This is a genomic window from Psychrobacter sp. 1Y6, assembly GCF_052258385.2.
In the GTDB taxonomy this organism is placed as follows: Bacteria; Pseudomonadota; Gammaproteobacteria; order Pseudomonadales; family Moraxellaceae; genus Psychrobacter.
Genome location: NZ_JBQQEW020000001.1, coordinates 1,177,652 through 1,197,076, shown reverse-complemented (window position 1 = coordinate 1,197,076; position 19,425 = coordinate 1,177,652). Strand labels below are relative to the sequence as shown.

Below are 19,425 nucleotides of genomic sequence, written 5' to 3'. Positions count from 1 at the left end.
ATCTCTATTTATACTAATACCAATTCTAACGACTGGTATTAAGGTCCTTAATTAAATGCAAAGTAGCACCAATATACGCTTAGTCAACCTACCTATCTTATTTGATACATTACACATTGATACTTTGCCCGCTGACATACAGGCAAAAATTGCACGTGTGGATGCTTGTTTGCCACAGACGCAATGCGGACTATGTGAGCATCCAGATGGTTGCCTGCCATATGCCGCTGCGATTGTATTAGATGGCGAGCCGTACAATAAATGTGTGCCCGGTGGTCAGCCAGTCACGGACGCGATTGCTCAGACTCTCGATATAGACACTCCTAACGCTATGCTGATGGCAGTGCCTTCACAGTGGCCAATAGATGCCACCTCTGAACGTCCGACCGAGGTTCGTGCGGTTATCCGTGAAGATGACTGTATCGGCTGCACCAAATGCATCCCTGCTTGCCCAGTCGATGCTATCGTTGGTACTGGCAAGCATATGCATACGATTTTTACAGATTTGTGCACGGGCTGTGAGCTATGTATCGCGCCCTGCCCTGTTGATTGCATTGACTTAGTCACGATTGAGCGAGAAATATCTGAGCCTGAGCGAATAGCAGAACAAGAGGATTTGAGACAACGCTACCACACTCATTTAAAACGCGTCACAGAACAGCTTGCTGATACGAGCAATAGTAGACCTGTCGTTAGTATGATAGAGGCTAAGCTCAATAATGCAGCAAATCAGTCTCTAAACATCAGTGAGTCACAAGCAAAAAACACCATTGCTGCTGCCAAGCTCCGTACCAAAATCAAAAAACTAGAAAAACAACTGAGTGTGCGTGCAAACGATAAGAAACAAGCCGAGCTCGAATCCTTACAAGCCGAGCTTGAGTCATTACAAGTAGAGCTATAACGGTAATAGCTGATTACGCAGTTAGTTCGTTAATAAGTTGATACTTTAATCATTAACATGAATGCTAGCGCTAGCATATAATTTGGCACCATCATTCATTAACATAATAGTCAAAATGCCATGAGTAAAACGGTCAAACATAAAACAGCTGACACGCCGCCCTCTAGACGAATGCCTAATCGTGACGTGCGTCCCTTCTTTGAAAAACTGGCAGCGACTATTGATGAACCTGTCACCGAGCTTAATTATGACAGTAATTTTGAATTACTTATCGCGGTAATTCTGTCCGCACAAGCGACTGATGTCAGTGTCAATATTGCTACCAAGCAATTGTACCCTGTGGCCAATACACCTGAAGCCATACTGGCACTAGGCGAAGACGGTCTAAAATCCTATATCAAAAACATTGGTTTATATAATGCCAAAGCAAAAAATGTTATTAAAACCTGTCGTGATTTGATTGAAAAATTTGATAGCACTGTTCCTGATAACCGCAAAGACTTAGAATCACTGGCAGGTGTCGGCCGCAAAACTGCCAATGTCGTGTTGAATACAGCCTTTGGCCAGCCGACCATGGCCGTTGACACGCATATCTTTCGGGTGGGCAATCGTACTGGGCTTGCTACTGGCAAAACCGTACTCATCGTCGAGAAAAAGCTGGTCGAGCGAATTCCAGAAGACTTCATCGTAGACGCCCATCATTATCTTATCTTACACGGCCGCTATACTTGCCAGGCACGTACACCCAAATGCGGCGCTTGTCCGGTGTATGAAGAATGTATGTTCAAAGATAAAGCTGCATTTTTAGAGTTGTAACGTATTGTTCATTTCAAGCAGATGCTAGCTAATCACTCAGCTAGATAAACTGCTATCTAGTAACCATCTTTGATTGCAGTGAACTACTTGTTGAGCATTTCTTATAGTAGAGCAAGTGTTGCTCACTAGAGTTTTATAACGTTTCAAGGTAGAATAACCCTATTTTGCGTTAAGAGATTTTGGCCATTACCCTGCTTCTGATAAGGCAATCTGCACATTAGCGTTGTCTATTAGGGCAAGTACTGACCCAACTCGTTACCGCCAAGACCATATTAGAGCGAGGCAGTATCATTTTATATATTGATTGAATGATAGTCAGCTCACCTTTTGGTCATATTTATTAGCAAAGATTTTAGTCAAAACCGATTTTAAATTGAGAAATACCGATTATCTGCCGCGTAAATGCGTGGTCAAAATTAATTAGAGCAGCACCCAGATGTGCTGCTTTTCCTACCCTTATTGATTCAATTAAGCGATCCCATTATGCGTGAATACAACTTATTTACCTCAGAATCTGTGAGCGAAGGCCATCCTGACAAAATGGCTGACCAAATATCAGACGCTATCCTTGACGCTATCTTACGTGAAGATCTGCACGCACGTGTGGCATGCGAAACCTTAGTAAAAACAGGCGCAGTCATACTTGCAGGTGAAATCACTACAACGGCAAATATCGATTTAGAGCGTCTGGTTCGTGACACCGTAAATGGCATTGGCTATCACCATTCAGATTTAGGCTTTGATGGCGAGACTTGTGCAGTCATCAACATGTTAGGCAAACAATCTCCTGAAATTGCGCAAGGCGTCGATCGTAGCGACCCTGAAGAGCAAGGTGCAGGCGACCAAGGCTTAATGTTTGGTTATGCAAGTAATGAGACCGAAGTACTAATGCCAGCGCCTATCGAGTATGCCCATCGTTTGATGGAGCGTCAGTCGGAGCTGCGCCGTGCAGGCGAGCTGCCATGGTTGCGTCCAGACGCTAAAGCGCAGGTGACTTTGAAGTATGACGGCAATCGCCCTGTCGCCATCGATGCTGTTGTATTATCAACACAGCATGATCCAAGCATCTCGCAGTCAGACCTACAAGAAGCCGTGATGGAATCTATCATCAAGCAAGTGCTCCCAGCTGACTTGTTGCACGCTGGCACACGCTATCATATCAACCCAACTGGTAAGTTTGTGATTGGTGGTCCTGTTGGTGATGCTGGTCTGACTGGTCGTAAAATTATTGTTGATACTTACGGCGGCATGGCACGTCATGGTGGCGGTGCCTTCAGTGGTAAAGATCCTTCAAAAGTGGATCGCAGTGCTGCTTATGCGGTACGTTATGTTGCCAAAAACATCGTAGCAGCAGGTCTTGCTGAGCGCTGTGAAGTACAGGTCAGCTACGCGATTGGTGTCGCCGAGCCTACCTCTATCTCTGTTAATACTTTTGGTACTAGCAAAATCAGTAACGATGAGATCATCCGCTTGATTCGTACGCACTTTGACCTACGTCCTTACGGTATTACCCGTATGTTGAACTTACTACAGCCAATGTATCAGCAGACTTCTACCTTTGGACACTTTGGTCGTCCAGGTTCAGAGACTGCCTTTACGTGGGAAAAAACAGACAAAGCTGATATCTTAAAAGCAGACGCTGGTTTATAAGAGTCACTACTTTAAAACGTTTACCAACCATTTTTATATACTAAAAACTACTGACACTTATTATTAGGAGTTGCTTATGTCTCAAGACAATATTCAAGACCAAAACGCTGATGCTAACATCGAAATCACCCCTGAAATGCAGGCATTTTATCAACGTGCTGATGCTATCATCGGTATCGCCAACAGCCAGCTAGGTCCTGAAGCACATTCAGGTCAAGTAGGTGCTTCTTTATTGTATGCTGCAGCACGCTATAGCGCATCAGTTGCCTCTATCGGTTTTGTCAAAGGCGATGATTTCGCCAAAGAAAAAGACGATATCGTCGAGTTTTATGTCAAACAGTATCGCCAAATGCTGAGCGATAATTTAACTGATTATGCTCAAAACTTTGACAAGTACGTGCAGCTAAATCAAGACGACAAACCAGCTGAATAAGCGAATCTCGTCAGTCTAGATGTCTTTGATTTAGACATACTGTCGTAAAATCAGTATTTGATTGTAGAAAATAAAACCCCAAGCTTCATTGAGCTTGGGGTTTTTTGTACGGTGTTTAAGTAGATAGCTACTGACAAATGAGCTACCATAAATGCTTAAGCGTTTAGCCTCAGTAGGCAAATCCATCATCGATAACAGGACGCTATCGAATATTATTAATAAGGACATTTTTTATGAAACAAACTCTATCCAATCGTCGATTTTCCACAATTAATCAATCTCCGTTCAAACCTTCATCACTTATATTGATATTAGTTCTAGCTTTAACTGGCTGTAGCTCTATGTCTGATGTAGGCACGTCTGGTCAAACACCTACCCCATCCAGTCCTGATATCAGTCAGCAGTTTGAAGGTGCTCTGACTCAATGCCCGCCCGCTAACCCTGCCAACAATATCTGTACAGCCCAGTATGAGCCGGTCTGTGTAAAAACGAAAGTTGGAGCAGTTGTTAGCTACCGAACGGCTAGTAATGCCTGCTCAGCCTGTAATATCCCTGAAGCTATTGGTTACTCAAAAGGCGAATGTAGCTAATCTATAAATCGGTTGTATCGAAAGCTACTGTATTGAACGCTGGTGTATTAAAAGAATTTCTATTAAAAATATTGAACATCCATAAAAATACCCAGCCTATATAAGCTGGGTATTTTTGTAGCTAAGAAATAAACTCTAAAACTTAAGCATCTTTCTCAAGTGCTGGTGGGCCTTTTAGCAACTCTTCATCACGGAATTCATTGGCCGAATTGTGCTCTGCCGACTCTTCTGTGGTGAACCATTGCTGATTACGATACAGTATCAAACGATCTCGACTGAGACCGCGCAATAGAGAATACATCATCACGACGATCACAATAGCAAAAGGAAATCCTGAGACAATCGATGCCGCTTGTAATGCACTTAAGCCACCTGCTGCCAATAATACAGCTGCGATAACACCTTCAGAACCTGCCCAAAATAAGCGCTGAATCTTTGGCGGATTTGTATCACCACCTGAAGTCAGCATATCAATGACAAAACTGGCTGAATCTGACGAGGTAACAAACCATAATACAATCATCACCACAATGAGCAAGTTGACCGCACCTGTTAATGGATAAGACTCCATCAATTTAAAGATAGCGCTACCTGTATCGGCTTTGACTGCTTCGATCAGACCTGAGCTAACTATGTTAGGGTCTGCTGCTGCCACCAGCTCCATATTTACCGCAGAACCACCAAAAGCGGTAAACCACAGGAACAATATCGTGATAGGAATTAATAATACGCCTAATATAAACTCACGGATGGTACGGCCACGAGAGATACGTGCAACGAATACCCCAACGAATGGTGACCAACTAATCCACCATGCCCAATAGAAAATCGTCCAAGAAGCTTGCCAATTTTCTTCGCCTCTATAAGACTCTGTCCATAGACCTAACGGCACGATTTGATGCAAATAGTTGCCGATGTTTTCTACGAAGCTATTAAAAATAAACTGCGTAGGCCCAAAGATAATCACAAAACTTAGCAATATCACAGTGAACAATATATTGGTATCACTTAGACGCTTGATGCCTTTATCCAATCCCATAAACAGAGATAACCCTGCTAGCATGGTGATAAGGCCAATCAAAATAATCTGCACCGTAATATTATTGGGTATGCCAAATAACGTCTCAAGGCCTGAGTTGATCTGCAAGACGCCAAGACCTAACGTGGTCACTACCCCAAACATCGTACCAAATACGGCAAGCGTATCTACCGTATGTCCCCAACCGCCGTAGATCTTTTTACCCAATATTGGATAAAGTGTCGAACGGATAGCCAGTGGTAAACCTACTCTATAATGAAAATATGCGAGCGATAGCGCGACCATGCCATATAGCGCCCATACATGTAGACCATAATGTAGGAACGAGATATTCATCGCTTGCTTGGCAGCGGCAACTGTCTCTGCCTCGCCTAATGGTGGTGCCATGAAATGATACAGCGGCTCAGCGGTGCCCCAATAAAGCAGCCCAATACCGATACCTGCTGAAAACAACATGCCAATCCAAGAAACCATATTGTACTCTGGTCTTTCATTCTGATGACCGAGTCTGATATCGCCATAGCGGCTAAATATCATATATATACTCATGACCAATGTTAAATTGACCACGACAATAAAGAACCAACCGAAGCGTAAAGAGACAAATGCTTTTGCTTGGTTAAATACTACTTCTGCTTGTTCATTGAATAAAGCGCCAAAAATAATGAACGCCAGTATCAAGATTGCTGAAGTCAAAAATACAGGTTTACTTACCCGCGGAAAAGGGCCTAATCGGCCAACTTTTACATGATCCATAGGTATATCCCCAAAAAAGTGCGTAACCATACCAAGGTATGAACGAATTATCAAATATAACACCTTGTAAATACTACCGAATGTATAGAAATGGTAGTAACATTCCGGTAATAATTTTCAACAAACTGAATTTGTCCTGAATAAATTTAAGTATCTTCACCCAATAAAGAAGCCCCAACTTAAAAATAAATTAGGGCTTCTTCTATCAAAAGCTTAAGTAGCTGTCTTACTTTTACCTACTTTTTAGTCACCTTTAACAATCTTAGGTGGCCCTTTTAGTAGATGCTCGTCAGCAAATTCATCTGCCGAGTTATGATCTGCTGACTCTTCAGTAATATAATGCTGCTGCGCTCTATATAGTATCAGTCGATCGCGGCTCAAACCACGCAGTAGCGCATACATCATGGCAAATATAACCAAGGCAAATGGCAATCCTGCTACGATTGCGGCTGCTTGTAACGCGCTCAATCCACCAGCAGCTAACAAAACAGCAGCAATGACGCCTTCAGTGCTTGCCCAAAATAAACGTTGAATCTTTGGCGGATTGGTATCACCACCTGCCGTCAGCATATCAATGACAAAACTTGCTGAATCTGATGAGGTCACAAACCACAATACAATCATAATCACAATCATAAATGTGATGGGTTGCGCCAATGGATAGTACTCAACCAATTTAAAAATGGCACTACCAAAATCTGTTTGTACCGCCTCGACCAGTCCAGGACTAACCAACGCTGGATCAATAGCAGCGAGCAGCTCCATATGAATAGCAACGCCGCCGAAAGTTGAAAACCAAAAGAACAATATGGTCATAGGGATAAGTAACACCCCAAGTACGAACTCTCTAATCGTACGGCCACGGCTGATACGAGCAATAAACACACCGACAAATGGTGCCCAACTTACCCACCATGCCCAATAAAATATCGTCCATGCTGACTGCCAGTTTGCCTCACCTTCATAAGACTCCCCCCACAGACCTAATGGTACAACCACTGAAAGATAGTTGCCGATATTTTCTAGGAAGCTATCAAAAATGAAAAGCGTCGGCCCTAAGACGACCATAAAACCAAGTAGAATAGCCGTCAAACCGATGTTCACATCGCTTAGACGTTTGATACCTTTATCCAAGCCCATCATGACAGAACAGGCGGCTAAAGCAGTAACAAAAGCAATCAGAGCGATTTGTATTGTGAGATTATTAGGAATACCAAATAATTTCTCAAGCCCTGAGTTAATTTGCATAACCCCAAGACCGAGTGACGTCACCACACCAAACATCGTACCGAATACGGCTAAGATATCAACGGCATGACCCCACGAGCCATATATCTTTTTACCCAATATAGGATAAAGGGTTGAGCGAATCGATAGTGGTAAGCCACGGCGAAAATGGAAATAGGCTAAAGATAGCGCTACAATTGCGTACAATGCCCAAGCATGTAAGCCCCAGTGTAAGAAGGTAATATTCATCGCCTGCTTGGCGGCCTCTATCGTTTCCTTTTCACCAAGCGGCGGTGCCATAAAGTGATATAAGGGCTCTGCTGTACCCCAGTAGACAAGTCCAATACCGATACCAGCAGAGAACAGCATGCCGATCCACGAAAATAGACTGTACTGTGGTGTCTCAGTTTGAGCACCAAGACGAATATCGCCATAACGGCTCATAGACAAATAAACACAAAGTCCTAAGGCCACATTAACGAGAATAATGAAAAACCAACCAAATTTATCGGTAATAAAGCCTTGTAAAAAACTGAACAACGTGCTGGCAGATTCAGTAAAAAAAACGCCAAGAATAATAAATATAATAATAAGTAATGCTGAAGTTAAAAAAACAGGTTTACTTACCCGCGGGAAAGGGCCTAACCTGCCAACTTTTACATGATCCATAGGTATATCCCCAAAAAAGAGCGTAACCATACTAAGGTATGAACGAATCACTAAATATAACACCATGTAAATACTGCCGAATGTATAGAAATCGTAGTAACATTGCAGCAATAATATTTCAACAATCTGAATTTGTTCTGAATAAATTTAAATATCTTTACCCAATAAAGAAGCCCCAATTTAAAAGTAAATTGGGGCTTCTTCTATCAAAAGCTTAAGTAGCTGTCTTGATGCTATCTACTTCTTAGTCACCTTTAACAATCTTAGGTGGCCCTTTTAGCAGATGCTCGTCAACGAACTCATTCGCTGAGTTATGGTCTGCTGACTCATCCGTAATAAAGCCTTGCTGCGCTCTGTATAGAATCAGACGATCGCGACTCAAACCACGCAGTAGCGCATACATCATGACAAAGACCACTAAGGCAAACGGTAGTCCCGCTACAATAGCCGCCGCCTGTAGCGCAGACAATCCACCAGCCGCTAGCAAGATAGCGGCGATAACACCTTCTGTCGTTGCCCAAAATAAGCGCTGGATTTTAGGTGGGTTGGTATCGCCACCAGCAGTCAACATATCGATGACAAAGCTAGCAGAATCTGATGATGTCACAAACCATAGCATAATCATGACGACAATCAGTAGCGTAATCGGTTTTGCCAATGGGTAGTACTCAACCAACTTAAAGATGGCACTACCAGAATCCGCTTGTACTGCTTCAACCAATCCTGGGCTAACACCTGACACAGCAGAAGCAAGCTCCATATGAACAGCAACGCCGCCAAAGGTGGTAAACCAGAAGAACAAAATCAGCATTGGAATCAGTAGTACACCAAGCGTAAATTCACGGATAGTACGACCACGAGAGATACGGGCGATAAAGATACCAACGAATGGTGCCCAACTAACCCACCATGCCCAATAAAATATCGTCCAACTACTTTGCCAATCTGTCCCGCTATAAGACTCACCCCATGTACCTAGAGGTACAATCACAGTCAGATAGTTGCCGATGTTTTCGATAAAGCTATCAAAGATAAATAGCGTTGGTCCTAAGATGACCATAAACGCTAATAAGACGATAGTGAAACCAATATTGATATCACTTAAACGCTTAATACCTTTATCCAAACCCATCAAGACTGAAGCTGCCGCTAGCGCTGTGATGAAAGCGATCAAACCAAACTGTACGGTAAGACTGTTAGGCGTACCAAACAGCTTTTCGAGTCCAGAGTTGATCTGCATAACCCCAAGCCCAAGCGAGGTAACCACACCAAACATCGTACCAAACACAGCTAAGATATCGACCGTGTGTCCCCAACGACCATAGATCTTCTTACCAAGTAAAGGATACAAAGTAGATCGAATCGATAATGGCAGGCCGCGACGGAAATGGAAGTACGCTAAAGATAGCGCTACAATCGTATAAATCGCCCAAGCGTGTAGACCCCAATGCATAAACGAGATATTCATTGCTTGCTTGGCGGCTTCTACTGTCTCTGCATCGCCCATTGGTGGTACCATAAAGTGATACAGCGGCTCGGCTGTACCCCAATAAACCAGACCAATACCAATACCTGCAGAAAATAGCATGCCAATCCAAGAGAACAGATTGTACTGCGGTCGTTCTGTTTGGTTGCCTAGTCGAATGTCACCATAGCGACTCATTGCCAAGTAAATACAAAGCGCGAGCGCGGTATTGACCAGAATAATGAATAGCCAACCAAACTTATCGGTAATAAAATTTTGTAAAAAACTAAAAACAGCCCCTGCTGTTTCGGTGAAAAACGCACCGAAAATAATAAAGCCAACAATCAGCAGTGATGATGTAATAAACACAGGTTTACTTACCCGCGGAAAAGGTCCTAATCTGCCTACTTTTACTTCTTCCATGTGCAAGTCTCAAATTTCAAGGAACGTTACCTTAACAAAATAGGTCTTAACTATCAATCTATTACAAAATAAAACTTGATAAAACTATTAATTTACTCTAAAAGACTTGAGCGGTTTTATTAAAATAATTAAATATACAGGCAGGTAAATACGTCATCAATTCGATGCTATCTAGATGTTATTTGGGTAATAATCTGAGTAATTGTGCATCATTACCATCTTCAAGTGTCCACACTTGCCCGTCTATTGCTAGCACACTGCGGACACGCTCTCCCATGTCATAGCGATAACGCTCAGCCGCGGTATTGTCGTCGTTTATGCCCACTACGATAAGCGCTTTAGATGACAAGCCACTGATAAGCGCATTGCCTTGCCAGCTAGGAAAGTCATTGTGAGTACCAGCCGCATAGATGCTCATAGCAGATGGTGATATGACAGGTGTCCAAGTAATTTTGGGTGCCGCAAACTCTGGCTTTGTATCATGGTCAGGAATATCTAAACCTGAATAATTGCGTCCATTGGATACCACTGGCCAGCCATAATTGTTACCCTTCTCAATAATATTAAATTCATCCCCGCCTTTTGGTCCCATCTCGTGCGCCCAAAGCTGTCCACTATCGTCAAATGCCATGCCAAGCACATTGCGATGTCCGATGGTCCAAAACTGTTTGGCCAACTCATTATCAGTAAACGGATTGTCTGTCGGGGTGTTGCCATCAGGACTCAACCGTATTATCTTACCTAGATTGCCATTCATGTCTTGTGCTGGGTCTTTGTCTTGGCGCTCGCCTGAGCTGATATATAGATAGCGGCCATCGGGCGCAAACAGCAAACGATGACTATAATGTCCCTGCCCTGTGACTTTCGGAGACTGTTGCCAGATAGGCGTGATATCTTGCAACGTAGGTATGGCTGTCTCAAATCCTGAGAGTGTCGCTTTGATAACTTTAGCACCGAATTTATTGCTATCACTTCCTGTTCCTGCTTCTGCGTAGCTAAGATAGACGGTATTGGACGTCGCAAAATCTGGCGACACGATGATGTCTCCTAAGCCGCCTTGACCACCGTAAGCGACTGTAGGCACGCCTTCGATTTTGGTCTTATTACCTGTCGCTGTATCTACGATAAATAGCTCACCTGTTTTTTGTGTTACTAGTAATTTTGGTGCTTGACTACCTGTATTGAGTAAGGCTGTCATAGCCCAAGGCTCATCAAAGGTAGCGATTGCTTTGGTAGTAAAGTCAGGCTTGCTAGTCTCTTTTTGTGTGGTGGTTTGAATATCACTATCTGAAGTAGAAACTTCTTTAAATTCTGTTGCAGTGCTTTTGTTATTGCTAGGACTTACTGCTGAAGGGTTGGAGCACGCAGCAGTGCTAAACAACAATGCTGCAATGATTAGCGGCGAAGTTAAAGGTATATTTGTACGTTCAATATGAGCTGTCATCGTTCTGTTTCTCCATTCAGTTGATACTGATACTATTAGTCTTTGATTTAGTTATAGCATAGTCCTGAGACTTAAGAGATATCGAAATGGTAAAAGAACAGTAACGTAAAACGCGCCTTATAAATAAAAACCCCTTACCTACGATTGTAGATAAGGGGTTTATTTTAAAAGTACAGTTGGGTCATAAAGACATCGAAGCCAATGTGATTAGCTCATTCTAAGCTTATCAAAAGTTAGCTTGTCATCGGCACCTACATCGACTTTGATAATATCACCAGCGACAAAATCACCTGCCAATAGCTTCAATGATAATGGATTTTCAATCTCTTGTTGAATGGCTCGCTTTAAAGGACGAGCGCCATAAACAGGGTCATAACCCACGGCAACCAATTTATTCATCGCATCTGCTGACAGCTCAATATCCATCTCACGCTCTTGGATACGCTGACGTAATCGATCCAGTTGAATATCCGCAATACCTGCCATCTGCGACATACCAAGCGGATGGAAGACTACGATTTCATCAATACGGTTGACGAACTCTGGACGGAAATGCTGCCCAACAGAATCCATTACTTCCGCTTTGATATCCTCGTAGCTTTCGCCAACCATCTCTTGAATTTTATGCGAACCCAAGTTACTGGTCATGATGATCACAGTGTTTTTGAAATCTACCACGCGACCTTGCGAATCGGTTAAGCGGCCATCGTCCAATACTTGCAGCAAGATGTTGAACACATCAGGATGCGCCTTCTCTACTTCATCGAACAATATGACGCTGTATGGCTTACGGCGTACTGCTTCAGTCAATGTACCGCCTTCTTCATAACCGACATAACCTGGAGGCGCGCCTACCAAACGGCTGACACTGTGTTTTTCCATATACTCACTCATGTCGATACGTACAATCGCATCTTCAGAGTCAAACAAGAAGTTTGCTAGTGATTTGGTCAGCTCAGTTTTACCGACACCCGTAGGTCCTAAGAATAAAAACGAACCAGATGGACGATTGGGATCAGATAAGCCTGCACGGCTACGACGTACCGCATTGGCCACCGATTCGACCGCTTCGTTTTGACCAATGACACGCTCATGGAGCTTTTCTTCCATTGCGATCATCTTGTCACGCTCGCCTTGCATCATTTTGCTGACTGGAATACCAGTCGCGGCCGCAACCACTTCGGCGATTTCGTTGTCTGTGACTTTGTTACGTAGTAGCTTAATCTCAATAGGCTCACCGTTCTGCTCTTTTTGCTCGGCTAAATCGAGATTAGCAATTTGCTTTTCAAGCTCAGGAATAATGCCATATTTTAATCGTGACATCTCAGCCACATCACCTTCTCGAGTCACTTTTTCTAGCTGGATACGTGCTTTATCCAAGTCCTCTTTATGTTTTTTACTGCCTTCAACCAATGCTTTTTCTGCCTGCCAAATCTCATTTAAATCAGCAAGCTCTCTCTCTATTTCTTCTATTTGTGTATCGAGCAACTTGGTTTCAGCTTTAGCGCCAGCATCCTCTTCACCTTTGAGTGCTTCACGCTCCATTTTTAGCTGAATTAAGCGACTATCGAGCTTGCCTAACGCTTCAGGCTTACTGTCCATTTCCATTCGCAGACGACTGGCCGCTTCATCAATCAGATCAATCGCTTTATCAGGCAGTTTGCGATCGGTAATATAGCGATGACTCATGCGCGCGGCGGCAATAATCGCGCTGTCTTGAATACTGACCGCATGATGTAGCTCATAACGCTCTTTTAGACCACGTAATATTGCAATGGTATCTTCGACCGTTGGCTCATCGACCAGTACTTTTTGGAAACGACGCTCAAGGGCGGCATCTTTTTCGATGTACTTGCGGTATTCATCCAGCGTCGTCGCCCCAACACAATGCAGCTCACCACGAGCCAGTGCAGGCTTTAGCATGTTGCTGGCATCCATTGCGCCATCGGCTTTACCTGCACCGACTAAAGTATGCAGCTCATCGATAAATAAGATGACATTACCTTCTTGCTTCGCCAAGTCGCTCAATACGCTTTTGAGGCGCTCCTCAAACTCACCGCGGAACTTTGCCCCAGCAATAAGTGAACCCAAATCCAATGACAGCACTTCTTTGTGACGCATACCCTCTGGCACTTCACCATTGATGATTTTTTGTGCCAAGCCTTCAATGATAGCGGTTTTACCAACGCCGGGCTCACCGATGAGCACAGGGTTGTTTTTGGTGCGGCGAGACAGGACTTGAATGGTACGGCGGATCTCTTCGTCACGACCAATCACTGGATCTAACTTGCCAAGCTCTGCTTGTTCAGTCAGGTTGATCGTGTATTTGTTGAGTGCATCACGCTGATCTTCGGCGTTTTGGTTATTCACTGTATCATCGCCGCGCAATTGCTCAATCACCGCTTTTAGTTTGCTTGCCGTTACGCCGGCACTTTCAAATATCTTTTTGGTTTCGCCTTGCTCAGCAAGTGCCAATATGACCCATTCTGTTGCGATAAAATCATCGCCTTCTTTTTGTGCCTGACGATCGGCCAAGTTCAGGATTTTAACCGAGTTTGGGTTCAGGTTGACGTCACCTGTCGGCTCCGAAATCGTCGCTTGATTGTCCAATGCTTTGGCAACGCCATTTTTTAGCGCTGGAATAGAAGCACCTGCTTGTTGGCAGATGGATAAATTAGACTCATCTTGTAGCAACACGGCAAGCAAATGCACAGGATCAATGCCTGTATGATCACGCCCTAACGCTAGACTTTGTGCTTCTTGAATGGCGGACTGCAGTTTTTGAGTAAACTTCTCAAATCTCATGTCTATATCCTTTTATAATTGGTATTCTCAGTAGCACCTCTAAGGATTATCTTAGTCTAGTGCCCACTGTTATCTGTCACTTATATAAGGTATATATACACCTATTTCAAGACGATTACCAAATAAAACCTTACTTAAAGCAATGATATTTATTATTAATGATATTTAAAGGAGCTATTAATATCATTTAAAGATGGTTAGTAATCAGTTACGCCATTTTATTAGTGCAAATGAAAGATAAATCTCCACTAAATACGCCAATAAATAATGCATCTACTTAGTATAAATTAGATAACAACCCGACTATTCTACTCCACGATTTCAATAGGAATACCAAGTGTCACCGCTGCCATAATTTCATCCATCTCGTTATTAGTGACAGCGATACAACCATCTGTCCAATCGCGTCGTTGATTAAACAATGCCAAGTATCCAAAGCCGTTCATTTGCCCATGAATCATGATATCGCCACCTGGATTGACCCCTAATGACTGCGCTCGCGCCTTGTCTTCATCATTGGGATAGCTAATATGAATCGAGCGATGCGCAATAGAGTTCTCATTTTTATAGTCTAATGTATAAACCCCAACGGGCGTACGCTGGTCGCCTTCTTGTTGCTTGTGACCTGATGGACTGTCCCCTAGCGCAATACGATACGACCTAATAACTTTACTATTGCTCATCAATTTTAAGATACGATCTGATTTATCGACGAAGACTCGATCAATGACTGCCGACGCAGGAATAGGGTTTTTGGGTTTTGAGGTGCTTTTGGCATAAGCAATGGCGCTGGTGCTAACAATGGCAGCAAGACTAAGGCCAATGATAATGGGCAGCCAAGGCGTACGCTGCTCATTTGATGAGTAATATTTTTTACAAAAAAATGGCATAGACTCTGATTCCCATAATTAATTTTTCGTCATTAATCATATGTATCAAAGCACTATGCCAGATTCTGTAGATACGTTTTGTGCAAAAGTGATGAATCACTCGCTAGACTGCTACACCATGCGAATCGCACCATCTAAGCGAATAACTTCACCATTTAGATAAGCATTATCGATGATATGAGTCACCAATTTGGCAAACTCATTGGGTGCGCCCAAACGTTTAGGATATGGTACACCTGCCTCTAGCTGCTCGCGTGCCTTTTCAGGAATACTGTCCATCATCGGCGTAGCAAAGACACCTGGTGCGATAGCCATCACGCGAATGCCATGACGTGCCAGCTCGCGAGCAAGTGGCAAGGTCAGACCGACCACGCCTGCCTTAGACGAAGAATAGCTGGCTTGACCTACTTGACCATCAAAGGCTGCAATAGAGGCTGTATTAATAATAATGCCTTGATCTATGTTCTTTTCTTGATTGCTTTTTTCTGCGCTGCTGTCATTGGCGAGGCGCTTGGCAATGCTAGCAGCGACCAAACGAGCGACGTTAAATGAACCGACCAGATTGATATTGACCCCGCGGCTAAATGCCTCAAGGTCTGCCGGATTGTTATCACGATCTAGCAGTTTTTGTACCACTACGATACCAGCACAGTTGATGGAACCTTGTAGGCCGCCAAAAGCTGATTCTGCCATTTCAACCGCTGATTGCACTTCATCACCGTTAGTAATATCACAGCGTACAAAGCGCGCACTATCACCTAACTCGGCGACCAGAGCTTGTCCAGCAGTTTCGTTTAAATCAGCGATGACGACGTTGCCACCTTGACCGACAATTGCCCGAGCCACTGACTCACCCAAACCTGATGCACCGCCTGTGACCAAAAAGCTGTTTTCTTTAACTTGCATGATTATTCCTTTAAATTTTTGCTTCTTATTAGGTACTTTTCTATTAGATTTATAAATGCTTTACCAACTCATTTATGCAGCAGACAGACTACGCAGCAAAAAGCGTTGAATCTTGCCACTTGGCGTTTTGGGCAGTTCTGTCACAAACTCGACCTCACGCGGATAAGCATGAGTAGATAGGCGTTTGCGTACCAGCTCTTGGATTTCTTTGGCGATTTGCTCACTGCCTTCGATACCATCTTTTAGTACCACATAAGACTTAATAGTGTGACCGCGCACTTCGTCTGGCACGCCTACTGCCGCAGACTCTGCCACTGCTTCGTGCTCTAAGACGGTATTTTCGACATCAGTAGGCCCTACGCGGTAACCTGCAGTAATAATGATGTCATCATCACGTCCTGAGAACCAGTAGCTGCCGTCACTATGACGCTCGACCACGTCGCCTGTCAGATAGTAATCATCTACAAAGGCCTGCTTTTCGTTCCAGCTATAACCACGGAAATAGAACGCAGGTGATTGACTGACGACGACTGCCAGTTGCCCTTGCTCACCCTCCGGTACTACATTCATATCATCATCTAGTACGACTAGCGTATGACCTGGTAGCGCCATACCCATCGAGCCAACAGGACACTCATGCGCCAGTGCATGATGTGCACAGCAAGTCATGCCCGTTTCTGTTTGACCATATTGGTCTTTGACTTGGCACGCCAGATAGGTTTCGACCCAGTTGACCACTTCGGTATTCAGCGTCTCTCCTGCCGAGTTGGCACAGCGTAAAGATAGCTTAGTATTAGTATCGTTATGAGCGCCTTCATTAACACTATCAAACACGCCACTAGATTTCATCATTCGAAATGCCGTTGGTGAAGAGGCCAAATTGGTAATCTTGTGACGCACCATAAACTCACGGGTATTGGTCGCGTCAAATCCTGCTTCATTAAAATAAGTGGTGATGCCCAGTAGCAGAGGCCCCGTGATGGCATAGTACAAGCCATATGCCCAACCTGGATCTGCCATGTTCCAATACTGATCGTCTTCGCGTAGGTCGATGGCATAACGCATATATAAGTAAAAGGCAGGTAACGCAGCCAATGGAACGCTGACCCCTTTTGATTTACCAACCGTACCAGAGGTAAACATTTGCAAAAATGGCGCATCCGTATCGAGCATCACGGGTTCGAGCGCTTGCGACTGTGCTGCCATAGACTGGGCATAGTGATCGTCACCCCATGTCTGAGCATCCTCAGCACTGCCGACCAATACCATTTTGGTTTGCTCAGCCAAATCTTCAAACTTGCTGCGATTTTCTAAGTTAGTAAAAACGACTTTGGTATCGGCTTTATCCATCCGATATTTGATGGAGTCATAGCCAAAAGCGGTAAATAGCGGCTGATATACTGCGCCGATGCGCCATGTTGCTAATACAACAGTAAGAAGCTCTGGTGTGCGTGGTAGCATAGTCGCTACCTTGTCGCCCGCTTTTACCCCATACGACTGTAGTAAGTTAGCGATTTGAGCACTTGCTTTGTCAAGCTCATCAAAACTCATGCGCGTTACATTGCCCGCCGTGTCTTCGTGTACTAGCGCAGCATTGTCAGCGCGGCCATCACGTACATGTCGACCACAGCAAGCCATATAAGCATTTAGTCGATCGTCCACCTGCTCGCCGAATATTTCTGACAGCAGTGTATCCATATTAAAATTATTATAGTAATCGGTATAGTTTTTTGGTGTGACGGTAGTATCTGTATCAATATTCGTCGGAGTTTGAGAGGCGGTGTTCATAAGCTAATCCTTTAGCAATATCAGGTAACTGGCAAAATGGTATTTATAATAGAAAAACGGTCACATCCTATAGACCGTTTCATAGGTTCGTATTTATCATGCTCTATTAGTAACGCATTTTTACGTTTATTTCAATACATAACGTATCATTTTTATTTTATAGAAATAGAGGTAATCTATAACTAATTATCATTAATTCGCTATAAGTCCGCGAAGACACCTGCAATCAATAGCCAAAGTACTGCCGCATATTTTCAATTTCCTATTAAAGAATTAACACCTCAATATTATTATCTAAAACCTCACACTTAAACATCAGCTCTTAAAAACCCTAACAATGCTTTTTCTTCACAGCTTTGGTATTTCTTAGTTCGTCCACGGCGTGCTTGTTTGTAAGTCTCAAAGAACTGCCCTGCCAAAAAACGCTCAATGACAATGGGATGAATATAAGAGGCACGGCATACGGTCGGCGTGTTGCCTAGCTCTGCTGCGACACTTTTTACCATCTCAGTAACTAATTGCTGTCGCTCAGCGCTTTCTGGTGCACTGGTTAATATGTTAGCGCCTGCAGACGTTTGTAGCTCATCATATAGGTAGCTTGCTGCGAGTACACTTGCCATCCATGTACGAAAATCCTTTGCGCTGTATAGCTTGCTTTCGCAGTCCATGCCGCACGTGTGCATCCGTAAGTAGTCATTAATATCGCTACTGTCAACGACTTGTTTATGCCCGTTGTCATCTAAGTATTTGAATATTTGATAGCCTGGCAGCTCAGAGCAGGCCTGCACGATGTCAATCAGTCGCTCATCTTGCAGTTCAATATGATGCTCTTTTGCGCTTTTTCCGACGAAATCAAACGCTAGTCCATTGTCGGTTTCACTGACATGCTTGCTGCGTAGTGTACTCAGACCATAGCTTTTGTTTTGTTTGGCGTAGCGGCTATTGCCAATACGAATCAAAGTGGTCTCTAGCAATTTAACAACGGCAGCAAGCACATTGGTGCGTGATAAGGACTCTGCTTCCAAATCTGTCTCGACCTGCGCGCGTAGATTGGGCAGTGCCTCTGCAAATCCTATCATCGCATCAAACTTTGCTTGGTCACGGATATTATTCCATGACGGATGATACAGATACTGTTTGCGCGATTTTTCGTCTCGCCCTGTTGATTGCAGATGGCCTCTTTCATCTTGGCATATCCAGACCTCTGACCACATGGGCGGTATCACCAATGCATCAAAACGTTGACGCAGGGCTTTGTCTTTGACCGTGTTGCCTGTTGCATCGCGATAGGTAAAGCCGCGGCCCCAACGTCTACGCTCATAACCTGGTTCATCGTCACTCACATAACGCAAATTAGCACGGCGTGCGAGATGCTCGTAATCATGACGCACGTCTTTGGTCATTGTTTGCTGGCTTGCCTTTACTGTTGCCTTTGTCATAAACCTGTATACCTTTGAGAATTCATGGTTTTAGCATAATTAATGACGGTAGTTTTTGCTGTTTATTTGGCACAGACAAAGTGTAATGCTGTGTAAAACATGGTTTTCAGGATAGTAGCTTAAAATTTATTTGAAATATGACACAAAAAAAACGCCAAGCATAAAATACTTGGCGTTTTTCGTT

The 19,425-nt window shown here is 43.7% G+C and carries 14 protein-coding genes; 5 read left to right on the top strand and 9 right to left on the bottom strand.

Annotated elements, in window-relative coordinates; translation table 11 throughout:
- Positions 1–55: 55 nt before the first annotated feature.
- From ACTXGF_RS18775 to ACTXGF_RS18755, 5 genes are all read left to right on the top strand, one after another.
- Complete coding sequence (locus tag ACTXGF_RS18775) at positions 56–901, top strand: RnfABCDGE type electron transport complex subunit B (protein ID WP_443533701.1); 846 nt, start codon at positions 56–58, stop codon at positions 899–901.
- A 171-nt stretch (positions 902–1,072) separates the two neighbouring features.
- Complete coding sequence (gene nth / locus ACTXGF_RS18770) at positions 1,073–1,717, top strand: endonuclease III (protein WP_520714942.1); 645 nt, start codon at positions 1,073–1,075, stop codon at positions 1,715–1,717.
- A gap of 483 nt (positions 1,718–2,200) precedes the next feature.
- Positions 2,201–3,367, top strand: coding sequence for a methionine adenosyltransferase (gene metK / locus ACTXGF_RS18765; RefSeq protein WP_443533703.1), 1,167 nt, complete (start codon positions 2,201–2,203; stop codon positions 3,365–3,367).
- A 76-nt stretch (positions 3,368–3,443) separates the two neighbouring features.
- The gene (locus ACTXGF_RS18760; protein WP_102078350.1) at positions 3,444–3,800 is read left to right on the top strand and encodes a DUF3144 domain-containing protein; all 357 of its coding nucleotides are present in this window, start codon (positions 3,444–3,446) and stop codon (positions 3,798–3,800) included.
- Positions 3,801–4,033: 233 nt separating this feature from the next.
- Entirely contained in the window at positions 4,034–4,390 is a 357-nt protein-coding gene (locus tag ACTXGF_RS18755; RefSeq protein ID WP_443533705.1) for a hypothetical protein, read from the top strand.
- Positions 4,391–4,532: 142 nt separating this feature from the next.
- Here the strand turns inward: ACTXGF_RS18755 and ACTXGF_RS18750 are convergent, their stop codons facing one another.
- The 9 genes from ACTXGF_RS18750 to ACTXGF_RS18710 all read right to left on the bottom strand — a co-directional run bounded on the left by ACTXGF_RS18750 (position 4,533) and on the right by ACTXGF_RS18710 (position 19,241).
- Positions 4,533–6,185 carry a BCCT family transporter gene (locus ACTXGF_RS18750; RefSeq protein ID WP_443533707.1) on the bottom strand — a complete coding sequence of 551 codons (1,653 nt, stop codon included), beginning with the start codon at positions 6,183–6,185 and terminating at the stop codon, positions 4,533–4,535.
- 243 nt (positions 6,186–6,428) lie between these two features.
- On the bottom strand, positions 6,429–8,081 hold the full coding sequence (locus tag ACTXGF_RS18745) for a BCCT family transporter (protein ID WP_443533709.1): 1,653 nt from the start codon (positions 8,079–8,081) through the stop codon (positions 6,429–6,431).
- A gap of 244 nt (positions 8,082–8,325) precedes the next feature.
- Complete coding sequence (locus ACTXGF_RS18740) at positions 8,326–9,969, bottom strand: BCCT family transporter (protein ID WP_443533711.1); 1,644 nt, start codon at positions 9,967–9,969, stop codon at positions 8,326–8,328.
- 178 nt (positions 9,970–10,147) lie between these two features.
- Entirely contained in the window at positions 10,148–11,413 is a 1,266-nt protein-coding gene (locus tag ACTXGF_RS18735) for a PQQ-dependent sugar dehydrogenase (protein ID WP_443533713.1), read from the bottom strand.
- Between the two features lie 207 nt (positions 11,414–11,620).
- Positions 11,621–14,218, bottom strand: a complete 2,598-nt coding sequence (gene clpB, locus ACTXGF_RS18730) for an ATP-dependent chaperone ClpB (protein ID WP_443533714.1) — start codon at positions 14,216–14,218, stop codon at positions 11,621–11,623.
- A gap of 308 nt (positions 14,219–14,526) precedes the next feature.
- A complete protein-coding gene (locus ACTXGF_RS18725; RefSeq protein WP_443533716.1) occupies positions 14,527–15,108 on the bottom strand; it encodes a L,D-transpeptidase family protein in 582 nt (193 codons plus the stop codon).
- A 111-nt stretch (positions 15,109–15,219) separates the two neighbouring features.
- Positions 15,220–16,014 carry an SDR family NAD(P)-dependent oxidoreductase gene (locus tag ACTXGF_RS18720; protein WP_443533718.1) on the bottom strand — a complete coding sequence of 265 codons (795 nt, stop codon included), beginning with the start codon at positions 16,012–16,014 and terminating at the stop codon, positions 15,220–15,222.
- 72 nt (positions 16,015–16,086) lie between these two features.
- Complete coding sequence (locus ACTXGF_RS18715; RefSeq protein WP_443533720.1) at positions 16,087–17,802, bottom strand: AMP-binding protein; 1,716 nt, start codon at positions 17,800–17,802, stop codon at positions 16,087–16,089.
- Between the two features lie 308 nt (positions 17,803–18,110).
- Positions 18,111–19,241 (bottom strand): DNA topoisomerase IB, encoded by a 1,131-nt coding sequence (locus ACTXGF_RS18710; RefSeq protein WP_443533722.1) that lies wholly within the window; start codon positions 19,239–19,241, stop codon positions 18,111–18,113.
- Between the last annotated feature and the right edge of the window lie 184 nt (positions 19,242–19,425).